Raw genomic sequence first — 20,956 nt, forward strand, 5'->3', positions numbered from 1 at the left:
AATGTCGGGATTAGATTAGTCATTAAAGTTTTAGACTTAGATCTTAAAATGTGCGGATTAAATCCTCATTTGTGTTTATTGTGTTAATTATCATTTGGTTGTCATATTTTTACTCATTCAAATACAGCTCTGCCATTTCATCTAGCTTTGCTTTGTTTGCCTTCCAGTCGGGCATGACTTTCGTGAGTAAACGCCAGAACCGATCACTGTGATTGTGTTCAGCAATATGGCAAAGTTCATGCAATATTACGTAATCAATGCAATCTTTAGGGGCTTTCACTAAGTGAGGGTTCAGCATAATACGGCCCGACGTGGAGCAGCTTCCCCATTGCCTGGTCATCGGCATGATCTTGAGGTTGGGAAGCCCCGTTACCCAATCGGTTTTGGGTAACAGCTCTGCCAGCCTTTGATGATATAGAATGTAGGCGCGATGTTCGTACCAATGCATGACCCACTTCTTGATGAGCTCAGCGTTATATTCCCCAGAGTAACAAACCTCTAACCGGCCTCGTTTTAGTTTGACCGAAGGTACGGTTTCCTCTTGCTGAATTAGCTTTAAACGGTAACGCTTACCTAGATAAAAGTATGTCTCGCCACCTGCGTACTGGCGCGGTGAAATAAATTCTTGTTGCTGACGAAACTCCAGTAAGCTTTCCCAAATCCAACGTACACGTTTAAGAATCGCTGCCTTTACCTCTTCTTTTGATGCACTTTTCGGTGCCATCACTGTGATACGTTCATCGGGATGTACTTTGATAACGACTTTTCTTTCGTCATCAGTTGCACGACGTTGAATATGGTAGTGCAAGATCTCATCACCATAGTAAAAAGCGCCTTGTTCATGGGGCGTAACCTTTATATCTGTCATCGTCGGCCTGTGTTTGCGTGCTGCTGTTTTACAACATCAATAATTTTGGCAATAAACTGGGTCGTGCGATCAATGTCATCGAATATATCAAACAGCATTGGCAGTAACTCAAGTTCGATGTTATTGCTGAGATCACTGGCATTGATGGAAAATTGCTGGGACAACCGTTTAACCGTGTCATCAATAGCGAGTGACAATGTCACCATCACATCGTTAGTAAGGGCGACTTTGTCCATCACAAATAAACCGTAGTAAGCTCGCGCTTCTAGGTTATCTTTCAGTGCCGCAGGCATAGTATCCACATCTCTGTTTTTGACCTTTTTCTCAAACTCTTCAAACAGAAGATATTGCTTCACTGGGCTATCGAACATGGCTTCAGCTTCTGCCAATGCCTGGCTAAGTAGCTCTGAAAAGTAAGCTTTTGCATAGGGATCGTCTTGTAAATCTTGCTCAATCATTTTGACCACACGGCCTTTGATCTTCGCTTGTTCAGTCTTGGCTTTTTCTGGTGACATCTCTTCAATAGAAAATCCATGGCCTAATTGGCCGACATTATATTGCGTGTCATCGTGATCGATACTTTCACCCACAACATGCTTATCCATCATGGCTTTGATTTCGTCAGCGTACTCATCATAGTCAATGATTTCGTTAGCATCTTGCTGTACTTGGGTACGAAGTTCGCTAAATCGCTTAACTGCTTCCTTGTATTCTATTTGCTTGCTTTGGGTGACATCTGAAAAGAAGCTGGCTGATTGCAATGCCACTTGTAAGCACTTGGCGAAATCTCTAAGCGCGGCGTAAAAGTCTTCTCGTGCTTTGAGTTTTCGGTCAACAAACTCTCCATCAATCTCATAAGGATCAGGGGCAAGGAAGCTTCGTAGCGAGGCATTGTCTTGTTTGTTTTTCACACCATCAAACACTTGCCACAGCGTTTGGTAAAGGTAAGGCAAGCGCTTATATTCAGTTTCCATGTGATGATAGAGATCTTTCAAATCATCAATGTTGTAGCCTTCTTGAACCTGCTCGGCCAGATCTTGGTACTTCTTAATGGTGACATCCAGACGATCTAAAATGCCATAGTAATCAATCAAATAACCGTATTTCTTATCATCGTGTAGTCGATTTACGCGCGCCACGGCCTGAATAAGGTTGTGGTTGTTCAAACTTTTATCGATGTAGAGCACGGTATTTAATGGCTCATCAAAGCCCGTTAGTAGCTTGTCGACAACAATAATAATGTCTGGGCCGCCGGGCTTACTGAAGGCTTTGGTAACGCCTTCGGTATAAAGCTTTTCATCTTGGGTGCCGACGTTCTCTTTCCACCACTTGGTCACCAAGTCTTTGCTTTCTTGATCGACTTCTTCTTCCCCTTCCAATCGCTCAGGGGGAGACATCACAATCGCAGAAGTGACTTTGCCAATTTTATCGAGCGCCTGTTTATAGCGAATCGCCATTGATTTTGATGAGCAAGCAAGTTGGCCACGTAGCCCTTTGGCTTTAAAGTTGCCAAAGTGATCTGAAATGTCATGCGCGATCAACTCTAGGCGCCCTTCGGTTTCATACAGTTGGCCACGTTTGGCGAATTTACGTTTTAGATCGCTCTTCTGTTTGGTCGACAGTTGCTCAGTAAAGCGGGCAAACCATTCATCAATTGCGTCAGATTCGATGCACAGTTCTGGCTTGCGTTGCTCATACAATAGTGGCGACACCGTTTCATCTTTGGTGGCCTGCTGCATAGTATAAGAGTGAATGATCGGACCAAACTTACGCTCTGTACTGTTTTTTTTAAGTAACGGCGTACCCGTAAAACCAATAAATGCCGCGTTCGGCATGGCTTGCATCATGCGGATGCTGTTTTCACCGCCGTGGCCACGGTGGGCTTCATCGACAAGAACAATGATGTTTTCACTTGGGTTAAAGCACTTTTTACTGTCGACCGCGGTTCTGAATTTGTCGATCAGTGAGAACACAATACGCTCGTTGCCAGAGGTGATTTTCTTCGCCAGTTGCTTACCTGAAGTGGCGATGGCATTGCGTTTTTGCAGCTCGGTGTAAGCGCCTGAATCTAAGAAGGTATCACTGAGTTGACCTTCTAAATCGACGCGGTCGGTGATTAAGAAAATTCGGCATTGTTTCAGCTCTTCTAACCAAATTAGTGCTTTGGTTAACAGTACCATGGTGAGGGATTTGCCCGAGCCCGTCGTGTGCCAAATGATGCCGCCTTCGCGTGCGCCTTTGGCATCTTTTTGTTGAACGCGCTCGAGAATGCGCTTAATGCCAAAGTACTGTTGATAACGGGCAACGATTTTGCCTTTTGTACTGTCAAAGACGGTAAACAGATGGACAAACTCGATCAAACGCTTAGGGGTAAGTAGACCTATTAAGGTTTTGTCTTGCTCGGTCACTACACGATCACCAGCGGCTAACAGCTGCTCGAATTGATAACGTTTTTCTGCCGGGCGATGATCAAAAATAGCGTCCATTTGCTTACTCATCAAGCGTCGGTTTTTGATTTCTTGTAGCTGCTCAGGTGTGAACAGGAACGCACTCGAGGTATTGTCTTCTTTCTCTTTGGGTAACTCCTCACGCCAGCGTGACCAGAATTTTTTCGACGTGCCGCAAGTACCGTACCGCGCATCATGGCCATCGATTGAAATCAGCAACTGGCTGTGGATGAACAGATGTGGGATCTCATTGGTGCCTTGGTTGCGAATGTTCTGGCGTATCCCCTCGTCGAGGGTGATTTTGGTTTTCTTGTTTGCGGCGGGTCGCTTGGCTTCAATCACTACCCACGGCAAGCCATTCACAAAGCACACAATATCCGGTTGGCGTGAACCCGTGCCGCGGCTGTTTTCAATGTTCATTTCTTCGGTGAAATGCAGCTCGTTTTGATGCCATTCTTTCCAGTTGACTAACTGAATCGTCGGGTTTGCTTTGCCATCGCTATGAGTTTCAGTAATAGAAATGCCGTAGGCGTAAAGGTTAAACAGTTTTTCGTTGGTGCTGATCAGCCCGTCAGTTAATGTCGTCAGTGTGACTTCGCTGATGATGCGACGAATGCTTTCTGGCTGTAGTTTGCGCCCCTTACCTTTAAATAAATAAGTCACCGACTCTAGGTAGGCCTGCAGTTTAGGCTCCAATACCACCTGGGCTGTAGAGCCTCGCATGGCGGTACATTGTGCGGGAGGGATAAAGGTATAGCCCAATTTGCTGATAAGCTCTAACGCTGGCAGCTTGGCGGTCATTTCTTCTTTGGTATCAGGTAGGGTACGACTTTCCATTGTGTCCTCTGGTCAGGCTAAATCCGAGAGATGGGCCCTTATCGAGATAAGGGCCCAGATGGTATTTTAAGCGGCTTGCTGAGCGACTTTTACGCGGCGTTTACCGGTTAAAAGTTGCTGCATCAGGGCTTTTTTCTCTTGCTTAAAGTGGGCAAGTTTGGCTTCGAGCAGCTTGATTTCTTTGTCGGCTGCAGTTAGTACTGAAGCTATTTTTTGTTGTTCTTTTAATTGCTTAGGAATAAATACTTTGTATAACTTCAAGTAATCAGTAGTTACACGTTTTTGTCCTGCAGAACCTTGCATATTCAGTTCACCACGAACTCTAAAAGCTGTTGTGTTTGTTAGAAAGTAAATAAGTTCAGCAGAAATGCCATTCTTAGCTCTTAATACGTGAAATTCAGTACTGCCGAAGCCAATTCCATTCTCAAGTTGGTTTACTTGTGCGCCCTTACCATTTTCAAAACAAGGGGTTATTTTAGCGATTAACGTGTCTGAATCTTTAAATGATGTGAACCCTTTGGATACATCTGAGTAATTTTTTACCTCGGTTCTTAAAAGTTTCGCATCTTCGGATACAGCATCCATTGGTATGAAGCTAACTAACCCATTTTCTGGCTCAGCTGTCTTTTTGGGATTAATTTGGCATATATCTCCCATATGAACATCTAACCACTTCCCCTCAAACCTATCTCCTGTTTCAGGATTAACCAAACGCTTCTTACCCGTCAGCAACTGCTGCATCAGGGCATTTTTCTGTTGCTTACTGTTTGCAATTAGCTGCTCTGTGGTCGTAATCGCTTTGTCCCATGTTGATAGGATTTGGGCGATTTTTTGTTGTTCTGGTAGTGGTGGAAATGCAATCTTTAGTTTTTTAAAAAAAGGTAGACCTATTGTCTTTATTGTTGAACCAACAGCTTGTCGTTCGAACTCACCTTTATTAAGTTGCAACCAGTTATATAAAAACCATTTATCAATTATTTTCTTTGTATCGCATTTCCAAGCAATAAAGTGCTGACTAACGGCCATAGGCTCTGCCATTACACCACTTTTGCCTACTCCTGCATCGCGTGAAAGAACGACGGTTCCAGCTGGATGTATTTGTGCAGAAGAGTTCTTAATTCCTAGTGAGGATATTTCTTTGTCTGTTGCAGTTACCAATCCTTTATCTAATCGATATGTGTCAGTAAGCGATATCCACTTTATTCCATCATTCCAATACTCAGGATGTGATTTACTCGGAGTGTGCCCACTGCATCGCTCAGCGCACTCATCTAGTAACTTATATGACCATCCTGGTGGTAGCTGTTCCAGAGTTAATTTACGAGCCATAGCCCAACTCCTCGAGGTATTGCGCCATTTCTGTCTCTAGGTCTGCAAGTTGGCTCTGCAGTGTTAAACGTTCCTTACGTACTTCAACCAGAGCAATTTCGGCCTCTTCCTCAAAGGTGTCGACATAGCGAGGAATATTGAGGTTGTAGTCGTTTTCTTGGATCTCTTCGAGTGTCGCAAGGTAAGCGTATTTATCCGCACTTTCACGTGCTTTATAGGTATCCAGTACCTTCTGAATATTGTCGTCTGTTAATAGGTTCTGATTTTTGCCGGCTTTAAACTCGCGAGATGCATCAATAAACAGCACCTTGTCGTCAGTTTTCTTTTTCTTGAAGATCAAGATAGCAGCTGGAATACCAGTACCAAAGAACAGCTTTTCAGGTAAACCAATAACGGCATCCAATAAGCCTTCATCGATCAGTTTGGTACGTATTTTTCCTTCTGCCGAGGCGCGGAAAAGCACACCATGTGGCACAACGACACCCATTCGGCCGCCTAACAAGCCGTGATCTTTCGGCGCCATGGTTTCAATCATGTGGCTTAAGAACGCATAGTCACCTTTGGTTTTTGGTGGCACACCACGGTGGAAGCGGGCAAATTTATCTTTAGCGGCGTTGTCATGGCCCCATTTATCTAATGAAAATGGCGGGTTGGCGGTCACGATATCAAAGCTCATCAGCTTTTGGTTATCGTCTTCGGTCAGTTTCGGGTTGTTTAGCGTGTCGCCCCACTCAATATGGTGGTTATCTTCACCGTGTAGGAACATGTTCATTTTAGCCAACGCCCATGTCCCCCCAATGGCTTCTTGGCCATATAGCTCGTAGCTTTTTGAGTTGTGGTTGTCGCGTACCAATGCGCCACACTTAAGCAGTAGCGAGCCTGAACCACAGGCCGGATCACAAATGGTATCGCCTGGTTGAGGGTCTAGCAGTTGTGCAAGCAGATCAGAGACTTCTGGTGGGGTATAGAATTCACCGGCGGATTTACCGCTGCCCGCGGCAAAGTGCTTGATAAGAAACTCGTAAGCGTTACCAATGATATCGAGCTTACCAACACGGGCAGGGCTTAAATCGAGCTCTTCTTTACCAAAGGCCTCGATAACCGCGTCTAGGCGTTGGTTTTTGGTTTTTTCATCACCCAGTTTATCTGAATTGAAGCTGATATCTTGGAAGACGTTTTTGAGTTTGCTGCCGTTAGCGCTTTCAATCGCATCCAACGCGGTATCAATGCGCTCGCCGTTCCCCGCTTCGCTACGCTTCTTATATAGATCCCAAAAACTCGCGCCTTTTGGCAGTACGAAGCGTTGTTTTGCCATCATGGCATCAACTAACTTTTCATTATCTTTATGCTGTTTCATCAGCTTTGCATGTTCGTGCTTGTGTACATCAGAGATGTATTTCACAAACAGCATGGTCAGGATGTAGTCTTTGTAAGTAGAGGGTTCAATACCACCACGGAAAGCATCACAGGCAGACCATACGGCTTTGTTTACGTCGTCTTGCTGGATTTGTTCTTGCTGGATTAACTCTGTCATGGTCATGGCCTTATTTCGTAAGCTGGCTTGCAATGCTCGCGAGCATCGCTTGATTGCTGTCCATTAATTTTTGATAACACTGTTGCTGCTGGGTGATGTTGTTGTGCAGTGCAACAATGGCGTCTTGTTCTTTTTTAGGTGGTAGCGGTATGTCCAGTTCTTCAATGCTTTGCCTTGAGTAGACTTTTACTGTCATCGAACTACTTGCCGATCCCACTTCTATTTGGTTTTTGATTTTGTTGTTGTGGTTGAGCACAAAAGCCAGGTAGTAAGGGTTTATCTCATCATTAGCAACGCGGTAGTGATAGTAAACATTGCTGCATATTGTTTTCTGCTCGTCATCTTTACTTTTAAAGACAAAAGTCTGCTGCTTCATGCCTCGTGACAATATTAAGATGTCACCATCTTTTAAGTATTCAGGCTCTTTCTTGCCAGTTAACGCTGTAGTGACGACGCTTTCCCAAAGAATTTGTTCGTCTTTAACATCTTTTGGCTGAATCACTCTGACGCCACTCTTTGCTTCTTCAATTCGACTTCGGAAGCTATAAGGAACGTACCGAGTAGTGAGCTGCTTAAATCTTTTATGATTTGTTTCTTTCATAGCCCCTCCATTTGTATTGGTTATACTACATTATTTGTTTTTAAAGACAAGGATAAAAATGCAGTATTGCAAATACAGCTATCGAATATTGGTTGTATTTACATCAATTTCAGTTTATTTATGTACTAACTTTACTTTTTTTACTAAGATTGAGTTGTAAAAAACGTAAAGGAATTAAATATGAATACATTAGAAGCACCTGTTGAAAGCGCTCCTCTATTAAAGAGGGTTGCGAATATCCTCCAAGAATTAGAGTTAAATCATGCGTTAGAACTGAGTACTTCTGATGCATTGTCATTAAGTGATCAAGGTTTACTGGAGTTCATTCTGAACGCCCATACTCAGAACTTGCACCACGATCCCAAAGTCATCAAAAAGCTTAAGCGCCAACGCGCTGGCCAAAAGAAGTTTATTGAATACATTGAACGATTCGGTGGTGTGGTTAAGCAGTCTGAATTTGCCAAACTTGCAGGATTAAGCCGCCAGAGCATTAATGGTAAAATTAAGGATGAGTTAATCATCACAATTAATAGCGGTCCAACACCTCAAGTACCGGTATTCCAAATTGATGAGAAGACAACGAAGCTTTTGTTTGGGCTAGAAAAAGTGAATGCAGAGCTTGCGAGTAAGGAACTAGGTACATCGGCAATGTGTACTTTTTGGCTTAATACTCGCTCACGCTTAGAAGGATTATCTGTACGTGATTATCTACAAGTAAATCCTAATAAAGATGCTTTAGAAAAAGTGCTATTTATCGCTTGTCGTGAAGGTGAGATGGGATATTAAAAAAGGGGCCTCTACGGCGACCCCTTTGTTCTTAGTCCTGAGTGTAATCAAACCCTAAATCATCACAAAGAATGTCATAAACATCCTGGTCACCGCTTACATACTCGATGAGTGGGGTTTGCGTACTTGATTTGATGCTAGGGTGGTTCCAGATAGATGCGCAGTCTAACTGTTTCCCACTCCAACGAGACATGTAGATAATCCCATCGAAGTCCTTCCCAAACTTTGCGTAAAATGCATCGGCCAATGTTTGAGTAATGTTGTAGCAGTCATCGCCAGTAAGATCTTGAAGACTTAGGCGTAACTTAGGCAGTAAAGCCGTTACATCAATCAGTTTTAGAGGCTTGCCAAAAGTGACTTGCACCATTTCACGAGGCTTCAAAGTTTTATCACTGAAAAAACGTTCTTGTTTGTAATCTTGCTCTTTATCGGCATGATATAGCGCCTCAATCAGAGCTGTTTTGTCAGTGCTTGCCACGTATGAAATCGCAATTTCAATTTCACGCCCATTCCAACGCCCATTACCAGGGTAAAGTGAGAGAGGTTGTGTCTTTTCACCTTTGTACATTTGCGCTTGTACGCGGAAGACATTGTTCATCTCGCAGATGGTCAGTTCGTTAGTTGAAAGCTTGTTCACACGTTCAGTTAACGCATTATGTGGGTGCGTTTCCCCATTCTTTTGGATATTCATAAAGTACCATTTTGTTGTGAATTCTGCGGAGGTTAATATTTTTCATAATATTTTCCTTTAATTTTATAAATCCCTTTCGGGTTAATGGTTTAGAAGGTGTTTCTATCTAAACCGGCGATAAGACTAATACGAAAGTATTAGTTGTGGCAAGTTGTTTTTATTGCAGTATTAAAAATACTATTTGCAGTATGGCGTATACTCCGCGAATTAAAATAAAGCCCTTCCCGCTCTATCTCACACACCGCGCTAGCGGTCGTGCCTCCCTTGCTTCGGTGGTTCAACCAAGCCAAAGCCAATCACAAACGGCGTTCTTCGCTGTGTCTTGGCCCTTCGGGTCACGATCAGGGCTAGGTAAAGCAAGAGCTTTCACCCCAACCGGCTAAGTGCTGCTAAGGTGCGGGCGTTCTCCATGTGATCGCTGCTCTCCTTTGTTGAAAAGCGTTTCCATCGCACTCGTTTATCGCCAACTTCCGATCCTTCTGCCACAGAACCTGAATAGCAAAAGTGAAATGCACGCTTCGCGCTTTTGCTATTCAGAACCCTGTGTCAGTGCGGGAAGTTAGGCGAAAACGACGATGAAAACCCAACAAAGGAGCGACACTATGTCACATTCCAACCGCTTTCCGCACCGCATCACTAAGCCGTTTGGCGCGAGCAACGTATCCCCGTTGCAGCCGTCAGGCTCTACAACAATGAATCGCACTTGGTGCATCGATCACCGCTTGTATGGCACTTATCAAAAATTACGGGCGTGTCAGCCTAGCGTGTTACTGATGGTTAAGGCCCTGAATGTGCTGTTAGCACCGCATGGCCAAACAATAGAAACCTGCTTTGATTTGGAAGACTTCATCGATGCGATAGATGAATTTGAACGTGTGGAGGGGCTGTCATGAGTATCGATAATTACCACCTGATGGTGGCAAAAACAATCCTAACTCAGATTGGTGGCCAGCGCTTTATTACAATGACAGGGGCAAGGCAATTTATTGCGTTAGACACACCTGGTCTGCAGTTTGATTTACCGTGCGACAGTATGTTTGTGAAACAGAAAATAAGGCGGGTTCAAGTGCGGTTAGACCCTTGCGACACTTATACGGTATTGGCGCTAACCAAACAAAAAGGTCAGTTGGATTATGTGGTAGTTGCGCAGCAATCAGGTATTTACTGCGATATGTTGGAAGCAATATTTACTGATGTAACTGGGTTGCATACTCGGCTTTAATTGGCTGATTTGAAAGTGCTTATTAACAATGATGTATTACATTTGTAATACATCATTGTTGTCTTGTGCCGTCATTTTGGCTCGTTTTTTAGTTCTATATTGCTATTTAGTCGGATAAAACACACCGGAAATATGACCATTTTTTAGAATGGTGACTGTTTTCTGCTGCTTCAATATAGATGCAAAGTTTCGTTTAAAAGTACTCGGATTTAGCTGGTTCTGACTGTGCTGGCGAATGTATGTATCCATCCCTTCTTTGCTCAATAGCCAGCTCAGTTGATGATAAGTGTAACTTTGCTGGTAACTCTTTAAGCGTGTTTGGGATAACCATCCGAGCAATTCTTGGATGCGTTGATGGAGCAGTGTCAGCCTGTCTCGGGATTCAATGTCATTACTTGGTGCTGCTGCGAGTAATTTAGGAATTTTATTTTGGCGGATACGGGTTTCTTCAAATAAACCACCTTGCTTCCAGATTGGTTCAAAATGGGCGATGCGATTACGAAGAGAGCCCACGATCTCTAATCGAGCATAAAGGCTGTCTTGGTGCTTTATTTTCTTCCAGTACCCCGCACTTTTTTGGCGATGATGAGGAATAATGGTAGGGATGATCGTCCCCCAAGGTAGCAAATTACCTTGCTTATCTTTTTGAATATCGAACACTTTAGGCCAAAAGCCGTAAGTCATCCTAGAGATAACATCATCATGGCTGACAGCGGGTAATTTGGGGTGCCAGTTACCATTCTTGCGTCTATGAGTTACGGATAAGATTTTCTTTTCTGAATGCGTATTCAGATCTAAAAAATTATACCAATCGTTACTAAACTGAATACCTTTAGATTGCGGGTTATGGCAGTGCGTGCTTAACGCCCGGTGTAGCTTATTTCTGAGTGTGACTTCAACGATACCGATTAAGCGGAAAAATGCGGCTGATATTGCTTCGTTCCAGCAGTAATAACCATAGAGATCCGCGGGTTTATTTGGCTTAAAGAAATGCTGGTAGCTGGATAAGCGCGGTAGCGATATATCGTGTTGAAGTTGTTGGTAGTCAGAAGCTTGCATTATGATTGTCTATCTCGTAATATTGACATGTAAGCACTTGGATTACTTTTCAGATCAGCTCTCTTTAAGACAGCCTCTGCGAACTAAGTTGCAACGATTCTATCAGGAAAGCCCGCGAATAGCGGGCTTTTTTGTATCTGTAATATCAGCAAGTTAAGTTTTTTCTGTTTGATGCGTTTTCTTTTTAAGTAGCCACTTCCGCTCTATCTCACACACCGCTGCTGCGGCCATTCTTCCCTTGCCTCGGTAGTTCAACCAAGCCAAAGCCAATCACAAACCACGTTCTTCGCTGTGTCCCGCACCTGAAGGTCCAATGATCACTATATGCGAAGAGTTAGAACTGTTCATTGGGGCAATTGACATGTTTGAAAAAGAGGAGGGCTTATCATGAGTTATTCTTCTTATCATCTTACTGTGGCGCAAGCGATTTTTGGCCAACTTGTGGTTATCGTTTTGTAAAACATGCTATCTGCCGAGGGCTGGTTCTGCTCGATCCCTGCGATACCTATACGGGGTTGTGTACTCGCATATTATACCTTATTAACAGCTGGTTACGTTGAATAGTAGAGAAATGATGTATTACAAATGTAATACATCATTTCTTGTTCTATGCGGTAAGCTCATCAACCTGAGTACTATGGCCATTAAATTGTACCGAGTGAATTCCCTCTTTGGCACTGGCGGCCGTGGTGTACATTTCACTGGTTCCAATTACTTGGTGGTTCTTTGCTTTCAGGTTGAAATAGAACTGGCCATTACTGGCAGTGTTGAGCTCAAATAGCTCACGCTCGATGGCATTGATTTGGACCGAAGCAATCCCATCCAACGCTGCAGCCTTCGTGGTGTACATCTCACTGATTAGGATCACTTCGCCATTACCGGCCTTTAGGACAAAATAAAATTGTTGGTTCTTTGCTTGTTTGAGTTCGTAGCGCCCCATACCTGATACCTTCTAATTGATAGATGGAAGTATCCTTAACATGGTATGAGGTCTTTTCTTTTAAAGTCTCGCTTTTACGCGGCCGACATCACCACTTTCCAAACGAACCTTGATACCTTGAGGATGAGTTGGGGAGTTAGTACACAATACGATTTTAAATGTCTGTTGTTCATAATGTACTGGCTGTGGGGACAAGGTTTAAACCGACGTTGGTTGTTTTCCGTATATTTGATAGGGCAACTCATGAAATTGTGCTCCCTACCCCTCTGTTTGGTGTGTTCGATATCTGGGAATATTAGTTACGAAATCAAACACGGTGTATGAAATGCCGTACTTTAGTAAAAAATATCAAAGGAGCTATATTATGTCTAAGTCTCAAGGTGCTGGATGGCCAAGTAAAACTGGTGGTAAATCAGGCGGCGGCCGCGATAATAACCCCCCTAAACGTTAATTAATGTTTGAAAAGCCAGCCAACTGAGGCTGGCTTTTTTCAGATATGCTGGCGATATTGTTGCCAGTATCGAGGGTAGCTACCATAGGCTTTGCTTAGTAATTCAGGACTGATCTCTTTGTGTTGGAGCAATTGTTTATGTTGCCGGTCGAGACCAATGCAAATCAAGCCAATGTTAGCGAGAGATTTGGCGATAACTGGAATTTGGTCTTTGAAGCCGAATAGATCGCTAATCAGGCATTCTAATGTTTCTAGGCTTGGGTAGGCGTTTCTTTCACGCCATTTTCTTAACTGCCGCTTCTGTGCTTCATGCAATGTAACGTACTGTTCGTCACTTTTGTCTACTGGGATAAAAGCAGCCAGTTTAGAACCACTGAGTGAAGGGTAGCCATTCAATACTTGGGGGTTAAATCGCTCTTTTAGTCCGTCGAGGAAGCGATTGAAGGGGGATGAGTGGCTGTGGATATGGGCAATGCTAGAGAAAAAACCATTCTGATAGAAATCAGGCACTCTGTTTGGGATATCTTCGTCGAGTTCAAGCCAAAGCTTCAATATTCCAACCTCAAAAGATGCCATTAAGTGAAAGTAGAAATCGAGTCGGTATTGGAGCATAGCGAGAACTGCTTTTTCTGTTGCCTCACCCCGAGGGTTATTTAGCTCACTGACAATACCTTCAGAGAAAGCAGTCTTTTCTTCGTCACTGAGTAGGGTATGGGCAGATGTTCGCTCGAAGTATTTGTTCAGTACTTCGGCGTTACTGGTTTCTTTTTCTTTCATTGCCCGGCAATAGTTATTGATTTGTTTATTTTGCTGACACCTTTTTGTGAGGAAGTCTATGCATAGGGCTAGTTCATTTTCTTCAGAGCCTTGTAGATTGCAAATAACCCCTAACCATGGCCAATAGTTGTCACTTTCGTAGATGGTATCTTGGGTTTCGCATTGTGATTCAAGTTGCGTGAATGTCTGCGGGTCTGTTTGGAAGATAAAACGGAAGAATTTTTCGGCTGTCTTTTTCCCTACTCCTTGTCGGCTGAAGTTGTCCAACGAGCTGTCGGAAATCCCAGAGCTAACCTGTAATTGCTTTTCTGCGCACCTGATCATCGTTCTCACGCTAGATGATGCACCAAATAATTCGATAAAGCATGTTAATGCGGGCAAGAAATAGTCTTTGTTGTGTACCGGCTTTAATCGGAGTTTTTTATAGCCTTCCAGATAGCGTTGGATGTCAAAGTTGTTATTGGCTGGTTCATTTTTCATACCTACGCTCTCACCTAACATTTTGTTTTACTGGCTGTTCAAGGAGCAGTTTACTCGCGATATCTGTTAAACAATAGAAGAGATCTAAAGAGTTTTAGGCAACTGAGCAATCGCTCTGCAGAGCCGGCCTTCATTCATCACTTTCATGCTTCAGTGTTTTTCATGATTCATGAAATTATTGCAATCGTGAAGCAGCATATTGATCACTCAGGCGAATGAACTCACAACAGCTATCCCCAGAAATTGTGGTTATCTCGCTCCAGGCCCGTAATTTCGGGTCGGTATAACTTTTCAGCAGGCCTGATGCTGTGGATAAGGGGCGGTTTATTACCAGGTTGTGACCTCTGCTTCTGGATAAACAAGACACTAAATGCAACCAATTGATTATGTGTGGTTTAATACAGTAAATATAACTGATTGATTGTTTGCTATGTAGGCTGAAGAGTTGGCCTTGCTGGGGGGGATTGTCTATGGGGAAAAGTGGTTATCATGAGGGTTGGGAGATACTGATCAGCGACCATTCCCGCCCGGTCCTTGCGAGTCGTCTCATTGCAGAGATTGAAAAAGGCTCGGATTTAACAAACGGCATTACCCGGCATCAGATTGCCGAGAATAACCAGAGCTACCGCTGTGCTCATTGCCGGGTGCCGGTGTTTTTGGCCGGCAGCACGACTGACAGCGGGCAGCGGCTGCACCTTCGGCACAGCACCAAATCCGCGGAACATAAAAAGCAGGCTGAAGGCTGTGCCTTTTGTAACCCCAATAGTGAACAGCGCAGGCTCTACAACCAGGTATTTCAGGGAGAGGGCGAGTGGCATCTGCGGAATAAGGAAAAGGTGGCTGATATTTTGTCCCGCGATCCCCGGATTGATCCCGGTTCCGTGGCAACGGAGCGCTATATTTTCAGCACCGAGCACGATATCAATATCCGACGACAACCGGATATCTATTGTTGCGATCGCGACGGCAACCACTGGGTCTTCGAGCTGACCCGGTGGTGGCTGCACCCCGAAACCGCGGTAGCACGCCAGCAGGCCTACCGTCAGCTGGGTTATAACCTGGTATGGTTGTTCAGCCCTGACTGTATGGAAAAGAATCGTTCGACCTTTCACCTACTGCTTTATGGCTCCAATTATCATGACGGCATGTTGCCGGAAGCCTTGGCAGGAGAAGGGGCCCAGTTCAATGCTTTTGAGCTCTCCGAAGCGGCACTGATGAAAAGCGACAGCGAGGGGGTACTGCACCTGGATGTTGTCTATCCGCACTTTGTTGTCGATGAATCTCTTGGCTCGATTGATATTACCTACCAGCAGGAGATCATGAGCATGCACTCGCTCTCCCTTGCGCCGCAGCAGCGGTTGCCGTACGGGGTAAAGACCGCCGTTCAGCTGCAGCAGGCCAAAGAACACCTTGAGGCAGCCCGCCAGGCACTGGCCAGGCAGGAAGAGGAGCAAAGGTATGTTCTCGAGAAAGATATTTTAAAGGACGTTCGCCGGGATCTTGGTGCGGTCCGGCGCTGCCTGGGTACCCCAATTACGGATGATGCGCAGGTCGAGGACTGCCGGGCGCTGATCATACGCTGCCGTGCCAAGCTGTATGATCTCGGGGTTGAGCGTTCTTCGCGGATTGGCAAAGTGATTGCCCGTAGCGAGGCAAAGGTACAGGAGGCGAGCGCACGTTACTTTGAAGAAAAAGCCGCCAGGCTGGCGCAGTTGCAGACTCTTAGAGAAGCTGCGCTGGCGTTTGTCGATAAGGTGAGAGGCAGACCGTTGGCGCCGGACAGTGAAGAGAGCAAACAGGGGCGAGCTCTCTATAAGCAGCTGTTCCAGTCTGAACTCACTGATCTGGCAAGGCGGGTGGAATCGGCTTGCCATGCCTGCCACCGACGGTATATCGATACCTATATTCGCTCGTTGGGTGAGGCCCTGCTCAAATACCAGACTCCTCGATGGGTGCTGGAAAGCCGGGTGCGATTGCTCTCGCTGCTCCACTATACCGAGACATTTTCCGAGCGGCAGTTGCAGGGCCGCCTGGAGAAACTGCTTCCCATCATCGACAACCATCCGGTCTATTTTGATTACTGCCGTCAGGCCGCTGAACTGGCCCGTCCCGTGCTGTCCGTTGGTTTGCTTGATAAGGTAATAGCGGTGCATGACAGATTGATTGAGGTCGGACTCGATGAGTATGCGAGCAATCTATTGTTCTCCGCTCAACGTAGGTACCTGAAACAGGCCGAGTATGACTTTTCGGTATTATCGGTATGGGATGAAAAAATGGATTACCGGGGTATTCTCCCCTTGGCTATTCGTATTTCCTACGATAACCCGGCCGATATTGCAGCATTACTGGGCTGTAATGAAGCTTCTTTGTTACGTATGCTAGAAATTCGGGACAGCTATGTTGAACAGGCAAGAGAATCGGTGGCGAACTTCTTTGAAGCAATCGGAAAGGTACTGCCTCAGTTAATATCCGAGGTATTACTGTCTGGTAATCATTCGATGCAAGCTCATTACTCTCAAGCTGGAGAGAAGCTGTTTGATGACTGCCTTCTCTACATTGCCTCTTTTCCGACAGTCGAACTGCAAGACCAGGCACAAGGGTTAGTGAATGATATATATGGGCATATGTTTGATCAGCTGTGCAGCAGCTGATCATCGATGGCTATCGTGGTGAAGCCCATGTACAGCGGAATCAGGCTGTCAGAGGATCTCTTTCACTCGCCCCACATCACCGCTTTCTAACCGCACTTTGATACCGTGCGGGTGAGTCGGTGATTTGGTAAGAATATCTTTCACGATCCCTTTAGTCAGGTTGCCGGTTCGTTGGTCTTTTTTTAATACAATTTGGACTTCCAGTCCTGCACGTATATCTGAGCGGTTGGTGCCATTCATAAAAGTCTCGTAACTTCATTGGGTACTGTTATAGCTAAATGCTGAGGGTGTAGATGTATTACATATGTAATACATCTACAGTTTTAGTTTGCTTCGTTAATCGCCTTGATCACCGCCTTCTGGTTGAGCTTTTCGCGCATATGGATCAGCCCGCGCAGTAGCTTGGCGCCGGTGATTTTTTTCCCTGTCGCTTCGCTCAGCTCTTCCAGCCACAGGTTCAGCTCGGCCTTGTCATTTTCAGGCAGGCGCATCGGGACCGGGGAGGTTCCCGTGGTCACGTTGCGGCGCGTGGCCACCGTGGTGATTTTCTCGTGTACTTCCTGCTGCGCCTCAGGTTCTTCCTTGCGCTTGTTTCGGCGGCTCAGCGCCGTGGTACCGATTAATTTTTTCATAATTATGTATTACATTTGTTATACATTGACTCTTGCAATTAATTCTTTTGCAAGCGATTTATAGTCGTTAAGTGCTGTTGAACCTGGCTTGTAGGTTAGCAGCGGTTCGGCACTCACGCTAGCCTGGCCAATGGCCTCCGTCCGGCGGACCGAGGTGCTGAGCACCTTGCCGTCAAGCTCGTTGAGCTGCTCGTCGAGAAAGTTGTTGATTAGCTTGTTGGTCTTGGCGTATTCGTTGCGGAATACCGCGAAGTTCACGTCTTCGGTTTCCTTCACCTCTTCCAGCGCATCCAGCAGATCTGCCAGGCCATTGAGCGAGAACGACCCGCCGTCAACCGGGATCAGAAACAGATCGGCGGCCATCATGGCGTTGACCGAAGTCAGGCTCAGGTTCGGCGGGCAGTCGAGCAGCACCACGTCGAAATCGTCCTTGATGGTGTCAAGCTGCTTGAGCAGAATACGCTCGCGGTGCACCTTGGTCAGGCTCTGCTCGATCACGCGGCTGAGGCGAATATCGGTCGGGCACAGCGACAGGTTGGGGATCGCCTGCTCTGCTGCCATCGCCGGAATAATTGCTTCAGTGATCGGGTATTTCTTGGCGGAATCGAAGACATGGGTAATGGTGGTATCGAACTCAAACTGGCCGCCGCTGAGTACCACGGTGAGGTTGGCCTGTGGATCGAGATCGATAGCGAGGGTGCGTTTGCCTTCTCTGGCGAACTGTGCCCCAAGGTTGATCGCCGTAGTAGTTTTACCGACGCCGCCCTTCTGGTTGATGATTGCGATGACTTTCACTGAATAACACCTCCGTTAGTGTATTACAAATGTAATACATTTTACGGCGTAGATTCAAGGGAAATCAGCCATTGCAGAGTAAAGTGTCTTGCCGGTTGCCTTGTCACGACTTATCCCTTCTGGCGGATATATTGAAAATACCCCCTAAAGGGGATAATATTGGAATATCCTTTATGGCGGATAATGTAGGCATGGAGTCGGAATGCAGGTAACCTCGGCAAAAATACTGGCCAATGTGGTCAGAGATCAGCGCAAGGCGCAGAAGATGACCCAAATCGAAACGGCGAAGCTTGTCGGCATGAAACAAGCGACGGTATCGGCGTTTGAAAATGCCCCAGAGGGGACCAAGCTCGATACTCTGTTTAAATTACTGGCTGCGCTCGATCTGGAATTGCATGTTCAGCCCCGGAAAAGCAATAATGAAAGTGACCATGCAACTTCGCAATGGAATGAGGAGTGGTAGCGATGCAAACACTCTCTGTTGCGATGAATGGGATACTGGTTGGCACCTTATCAAAAGCATCATCGGGTGCGGTGTCGTTTCAATATCATCCATCATGGCTTTCGCGTTCTGGTTCGCGGGCCATATCGCTGTCGATGCCACTGCGTAGTGATCCGTACCACGGTGAGCTGGCGTATAACTTCTTCGATAATTTGCTGCCCGACAACGAGGAAATTCGCAGCCGTATCCAATCGCGTTTTCAGGCAGAGACTAAACGCCCTTTTGATCTGCTGAGCAAGATTGGGGGTGACTGTGTCGGGGCGATCCAGTTGTATGCACCAGAGGCGACGCTCGAGGATGTCCGGCAAGTATATGCCGAGCCGTTAACCGAAGCGCGTATGGCGAAGGTTCTGCGGGGCTATCAAAGTGGCGTGCCGCTGGGGATGCTGGATGATATCGATGATTTTCGGATCTCTATTGCCGGTGCCCAGGAGAAAACAGGCCTGCTGTGGTACAAGAACCAGTGGCATTTGCCGCTAGGCTCGACCCCGACCAGCCATATCCTAAAGTTGCCGATCGGGATTCTGCCGCACAAGAATATTGACCTGAGCGACAGCTGCGAAAACGAATGGCTCTGTCTCAAAATTGCCGAGGCTTATGGTTTGCCGGTTAATAAGGCAGAGATCATCCATGCCGAGGACGTCAAAGCACTGGCGATTGAGCGTTTTGACCGCCGCTGGTCACAGGACGGCCGCTGGCTGATGCGATTGCCGCAGGAAGATCTGTGCCAGGCGCTCGGGGTGGCGCCGGCGTTGAAATATGAGTCGGACGGCGGCCCGGGCATTGCGGTTATTATGCCGTTCCTGCTGGGCTCGCGGGCACCGGCGGATGATCGCGAACTGTTTTTCAAAGCACAAATTCTGTTTTGGCTGTTGGGGGCGATTGATGGCCACGGCAAGAACTTCAGTGTGTTCCTGGAGCCGGACAGCCGTTATCGGATGACGCCGCTGTACGACATTATCTCGGCCTACCCGCTGATGGCGGCGAAAAGCATCCCGAGGCAGAAAGCGAAAATGGCGATGGCGTTAACGGGATCGAAGAAGTACTACAAATGGCAGACTATCCAGCCGCGCCATTTTCTGAGTACCGCCAAAGCGGTGGGCTTTTCAGAGCAGCGCGCCGGTGAATTAATGGCTGAAATGAAGGCGCAAACCGCGCAGGCGGTTGAGGCTGTACGCCAGCAACTCCCCCCTGATTTTCCTGCCGCGATCAGCGAGACGATTTTTGAAGGGATGTTGAGGCAGGCCGATCGGTTGCCGTCGTGAGGTAGTCGTGGAACTTCGAAAGGTATAAATGTATTACACTTGTAATACATTTCATGTGCTGGATGTAAAAAATCATTTTTTCCCGCCAAACGCTTTGCCGCCAATTGTCTCCATGTAAGGTAGGTTATTGCAAAGAGTTATTAGCATTAGCAGCACCTGTCGCATCGGTGCTTTAGAGGAAAAAACGATGGTTCACTTTTTGTCAGAGCATGCAAAAGAACGTATGGAACAGCGGGGTATTTCAAAGAGGGAGATTGAAGATGTTATCCACTATGGTGAAGTCAACGAATCGAAGTCTACGGAAAAAACCAAGTACATTGAGTATTCATGGCTTAAAGTTGTTTTATCACATACCGGTGTTGTAATAACGGCCTTCAGAGATAAAAATTTTAGTTTAAAAGAGGAGATTAAAGTACTGATTGCTGAGGCTGATTATCTAGCCAGCCAGTTTAGGCATTTTTTTGAGATGGCAAGTTCAAGCTACTCATCAGGGTTCGGTGCAGAAGCGAAGTATTATTCTCAGATCGGCCATTCAATAAAAGACTCCTGTAACCAGTTAAATGCGCAAATAAACAGCCTTAGGTATTTGCTTCGGAGGAAGTAAAACCTAGCCTGACTTTATCTTGTGCCTTTTGGATTGCACTTCCAAATGGTCGCTTTATATCAGAGATAAGAGTATTAACCGTAATATAAACATAAGATAGAAATATTTCAATGAGTAACTCCCAGCTACCGCCATACCCAACCCCGCAGGAAATTGTCAGAGTGCTGGCCAATGCATTCGACACCAAACATTCCAACAAGAAACTGGATGAACTGAACCGTGATATTGTGATGGACTGCCGGTTGCTTCCAGAAATAGTTGAAAAAAGTATTGTCTCTCCCATCAGCAAATATATCAGCGAGTCTTTGGGCGGTTTTATTTCCGTGGTTATAGAAAGGGCTTTGTTGCAAATAATTCAGCCTGGGCTCAGAATCGCTTCTTTCCTCATTTCATCCAGCGACTCAATGACCAACCCCGAATTTAAATGGAAACACTTTGCTCCTGAAATCATTCTCTGGTGCCTTCGTTGGTATGGTTCGACCCCA

At 45.8% G+C, this 20,956-nt stretch carries 20 protein-coding genes and 1 pseudogene; 8 read left to right on the forward strand and 13 right to left on the reverse strand.

Annotated elements, in window-relative coordinates:
* Nucleotides 1-109: 109 nt before the first annotated feature.
* The 5 genes from EDI28_RS24650 to EDI28_RS24670 all read right to left on the reverse strand — a co-directional run bounded on the left by EDI28_RS24650 (nt 110) and on the right by EDI28_RS24670 (nt 7,616).
* A complete protein-coding gene (locus EDI28_RS24650; RefSeq protein WP_128786515.1) occupies nt 110-868 on the reverse strand; it encodes a M48 family metallopeptidase in 759 nt (252 codons plus the stop codon).
* Nucleotides 865-4,152 (reverse strand): type I restriction endonuclease subunit R, encoded by a 3,288-nt coding sequence (locus EDI28_RS24655; protein WP_128786516.1) that lies wholly within the window; start codon nt 4,150-4,152, stop codon nt 865-867. The genes EDI28_RS24650 and EDI28_RS24655 overlap by 4 nt, the downstream gene beginning before the upstream one ends.
* Before the next feature lie 66 nt (nt 4,153-4,218).
* On the reverse strand, nt 4,219-5,481 hold the full coding sequence (locus tag EDI28_RS24660) for a restriction endonuclease subunit S (RefSeq protein ID WP_128786517.1): 1,263 nt from the start codon (nt 5,479-5,481) through the stop codon (nt 4,219-4,221).
* Nucleotides 5,471-7,015 carry a type I restriction-modification system subunit M gene (locus EDI28_RS24665; protein WP_438942814.1) on the reverse strand — a complete coding sequence of 515 codons (1,545 nt, stop codon included), beginning with the start codon at nt 7,013-7,015 and terminating at the stop codon, nt 5,471-5,473. The genes EDI28_RS24660 and EDI28_RS24665 overlap by 11 nt, the downstream gene beginning before the upstream one ends.
* Nucleotides 7,016-7,025: 10 nt before the next feature.
* Nucleotides 7,026-7,616, reverse strand: coding sequence for a restriction endonuclease subunit S (locus EDI28_RS24670; RefSeq protein WP_128786518.1), 591 nt, complete (start codon nt 7,614-7,616; stop codon nt 7,026-7,028).
* 180 nt (nt 7,617-7,796) lie between these two features.
* Here EDI28_RS24670 and EDI28_RS24675 point away from each other — a divergent pair, with 180 nt between their 5' ends.
* Nucleotides 7,797-8,402, forward strand: a complete 606-nt coding sequence (locus EDI28_RS24675; RefSeq protein ID WP_128786519.1) for a hypothetical protein — start codon at nt 7,797-7,799, stop codon at nt 8,400-8,402.
* Nucleotides 8,403-8,433: 31 nt separating this feature from the next.
* Here the strand turns inward: EDI28_RS24675 and EDI28_RS24680 are convergent, their stop codons facing one another.
* Nucleotides 8,434-9,093, reverse strand: a complete 660-nt coding sequence (locus EDI28_RS24680; protein WP_128786520.1) for an RES family NAD+ phosphorylase — start codon at nt 9,091-9,093, stop codon at nt 8,434-8,436.
* A gap of 602 nt (nt 9,094-9,695) precedes the next feature.
* On the opposite strand from EDI28_RS24680, the gene EDI28_RS24685 reads away from it, so the two are divergent.
* Together EDI28_RS24685 and EDI28_RS24690 are read left to right on the forward strand one after the other, a co-directional pair.
* Entirely contained in the window at nt 9,696-9,986 is a 291-nt protein-coding gene (locus EDI28_RS24685; RefSeq protein WP_128786521.1) for a hypothetical protein, read from the forward strand.
* Nucleotides 9,983-10,315 carry a hypothetical protein gene (locus EDI28_RS24690; RefSeq protein ID WP_128786522.1) on the forward strand — a complete coding sequence of 111 codons (333 nt, stop codon included), beginning with the start codon at nt 9,983-9,985 and terminating at the stop codon, nt 10,313-10,315. Before EDI28_RS24685 ends, EDI28_RS24690 begins: the two co-directional genes overlap by 4 nt.
* 102 nt (nt 10,316-10,417) lie before the next feature.
* Here the strand turns inward: EDI28_RS24690 and EDI28_RS24695 are convergent, their stop codons facing one another.
* The 4 genes from EDI28_RS24695 to EDI28_RS24710 form a co-directional block, all read right to left on the reverse strand.
* Nucleotides 10,418-11,374 carry an Abi family protein gene (locus tag EDI28_RS24695; RefSeq protein WP_128786523.1) on the reverse strand — a complete coding sequence of 319 codons (957 nt, stop codon included), beginning with the start codon at nt 11,372-11,374 and terminating at the stop codon, nt 10,418-10,420.
* A 607-nt stretch (nt 11,375-11,981) separates the two neighbouring features.
* Nucleotides 11,982-12,314 carry a YegP family protein gene (locus tag EDI28_RS24700; RefSeq protein ID WP_128786524.1) on the reverse strand — a complete coding sequence of 111 codons (333 nt, stop codon included), beginning with the start codon at nt 12,312-12,314 and terminating at the stop codon, nt 11,982-11,984.
* Between the two features lie 60 nt (nt 12,315-12,374).
* Entirely contained in the window at nt 12,375-12,509 is a 135-nt protein-coding gene (locus tag EDI28_RS27675; protein WP_128786525.1) for a DUF2196 domain-containing protein, read from the reverse strand.
* 295 nt (nt 12,510-12,804) lie between these two features.
* Nucleotides 12,805-14,022 (reverse strand): hypothetical protein, encoded by a 1,218-nt coding sequence (locus EDI28_RS24710; protein ID WP_128786526.1) that lies wholly within the window; start codon nt 14,020-14,022, stop codon nt 12,805-12,807.
* Between the two features lie 470 nt (nt 14,023-14,492).
* Between EDI28_RS24710 and EDI28_RS24715 the strand changes: the two genes are divergently transcribed.
* Nucleotides 14,493-16,673, forward strand: a complete 2,181-nt coding sequence (locus EDI28_RS24715) for a hypothetical protein (protein ID WP_128786527.1) — start codon at nt 14,493-14,495, stop codon at nt 16,671-16,673.
* A gap of 48 nt (nt 16,674-16,721) precedes the next feature.
* Here EDI28_RS24715 and EDI28_RS24720 read toward each other — a convergent pair whose 3' ends face one another.
* The 3 genes from EDI28_RS24720 to EDI28_RS24730 all read right to left on the reverse strand — a co-directional run bounded on the left by EDI28_RS24720 (nt 16,722) and on the right by EDI28_RS24730 (nt 18,100).
* On the reverse strand, nt 16,722-16,913 hold the full coding sequence (locus EDI28_RS24720; RefSeq protein WP_128786528.1) for a YwbE family protein: 192 nt from the start codon (nt 16,911-16,913) through the stop codon (nt 16,722-16,724).
* An 83-nt stretch (nt 16,914-16,996) separates the two neighbouring features.
* Nucleotides 16,997-17,305, reverse strand: a complete 309-nt coding sequence (locus tag EDI28_RS24725; protein WP_128786529.1) for a hypothetical protein — start codon at nt 17,303-17,305, stop codon at nt 16,997-16,999.
* Between the two features lie 18 nt (nt 17,306-17,323).
* A complete protein-coding gene (locus EDI28_RS24730) occupies nt 17,324-18,100 on the reverse strand; it encodes a ParA family protein (protein WP_128786530.1) in 777 nt (258 codons plus the stop codon).
* 202 nt (nt 18,101-18,302) lie between these two features.
* Here EDI28_RS24730 and EDI28_RS24735 point away from each other — a divergent pair, with 202 nt between their 5' ends.
* The 4 genes and pseudogenes from EDI28_RS24735 to EDI28_RS27400 all read left to right on the forward strand — a co-directional run.
* A complete protein-coding gene (locus EDI28_RS24735) occupies nt 18,303-18,563 on the forward strand; it encodes a helix-turn-helix domain-containing protein (protein ID WP_128786531.1) in 261 nt (86 codons plus the stop codon).
* A 2-nt stretch (nt 18,564-18,565) separates the two neighbouring features.
* Entirely contained in the window at nt 18,566-19,867 is a 1,302-nt protein-coding gene (locus EDI28_RS24740) for a type II toxin-antitoxin system HipA family toxin (protein ID WP_128786532.1), read from the forward strand.
* Between the two features lie 127 nt (nt 19,868-19,994).
* The gene (locus tag EDI28_RS24745) at nt 19,995-20,471 is read left to right on the forward strand and encodes a DUF4258 domain-containing protein (protein WP_128786533.1); all 477 of its coding nucleotides are present in this window, start codon (nt 19,995-19,997) and stop codon (nt 20,469-20,471) included.
* 161 nt (nt 20,472-20,632) lie between these two features.
* A pseudogene (locus EDI28_RS27400) lies at nt 20,633-20,956 on the forward strand (hypothetical protein); the annotation flags it as partial.

It is taken from the genome of Photobacterium chitinilyticum (assembly GCF_004104355.1).
GTDB lineage: Bacteria > Pseudomonadota > Gammaproteobacteria > Enterobacterales > Vibrionaceae > Photobacterium > Photobacterium chitinilyticum.

Coding starts and splice junctions, on each gene's coding strand:
- EDI28_RS24650 (WP_128786515.1), bottom strand. CDS start 868: ATGACAGATATAAAGGTTACGCCCCATGAACAAGGCGCTTTTTACTAT.
- EDI28_RS24655 (WP_128786516.1), bottom strand. CDS start 4,152: ATGGAAAGTCGTACCCTACCTGATACCAAAGAAGAAATGACCGCCAAG.
- EDI28_RS24660 (WP_128786517.1), bottom strand. CDS start 5,481: ATGGCTCGTAAATTAACTCTGGAACAGCTACCACCAGGATGGTCATAT.
- EDI28_RS24665 (WP_438942814.1), bottom strand. CDS start 7,015: ATGACAGAGTTAATCCAGCAAGAACAAATCCAGCAAGACGACGTAAAC.
- EDI28_RS24670 (WP_128786518.1), bottom strand. CDS start 7,616: ATGAAAGAAACAAATCATAAAAGATTTAAGCAGCTCACTACTCGGTAC.
- EDI28_RS24675 (WP_128786519.1), top strand. CDS start 7,797: ATGAATACATTAGAAGCACCTGTTGAAAGCGCTCCTCTATTAAAGAGG.
- EDI28_RS24680 (WP_128786520.1), bottom strand. CDS start 9,093: ATGAATATCCAAAAGAATGGGGAAACGCACCCACATAATGCGTTAACT.
- EDI28_RS24685 (WP_128786521.1), top strand. CDS start 9,696: ATGTCACATTCCAACCGCTTTCCGCACCGCATCACTAAGCCGTTTGGC.
- EDI28_RS24690 (WP_128786522.1), top strand. CDS start 9,983: ATGAGTATCGATAATTACCACCTGATGGTGGCAAAAACAATCCTAACT.
- EDI28_RS24695 (WP_128786523.1), bottom strand. CDS start 11,374: ATGCAAGCTTCTGACTACCAACAACTTCAACACGATATATCGCTACCG.
- EDI28_RS24700 (WP_128786524.1), bottom strand. CDS start 12,314: ATGGGGCGCTACGAACTCAAACAAGCAAAGAACCAACAATTTTATTTT.
- EDI28_RS24710 (WP_128786526.1), bottom strand. CDS start 14,022: ATGAAAAATGAACCAGCCAATAACAACTTTGACATCCAACGCTATCTG.
- EDI28_RS24715 (WP_128786527.1), top strand. CDS start 14,493: ATGGGGAAAAGTGGTTATCATGAGGGTTGGGAGATACTGATCAGCGAC.
- EDI28_RS24720 (WP_128786528.1), bottom strand. CDS start 16,913: ATGAATGGCACCAACCGCTCAGATATACGTGCAGGACTGGAAGTCCAA.
- EDI28_RS24725 (WP_128786529.1), bottom strand. CDS start 17,305: ATGAAAAAATTAATCGGTACCACGGCGCTGAGCCGCCGAAACAAGCGC.
- EDI28_RS24735 (WP_128786531.1), top strand. CDS start 18,303: ATGCAGGTAACCTCGGCAAAAATACTGGCCAATGTGGTCAGAGATCAG.
- EDI28_RS24740 (WP_128786532.1), top strand. CDS start 18,566: ATGCAAACACTCTCTGTTGCGATGAATGGGATACTGGTTGGCACCTTA.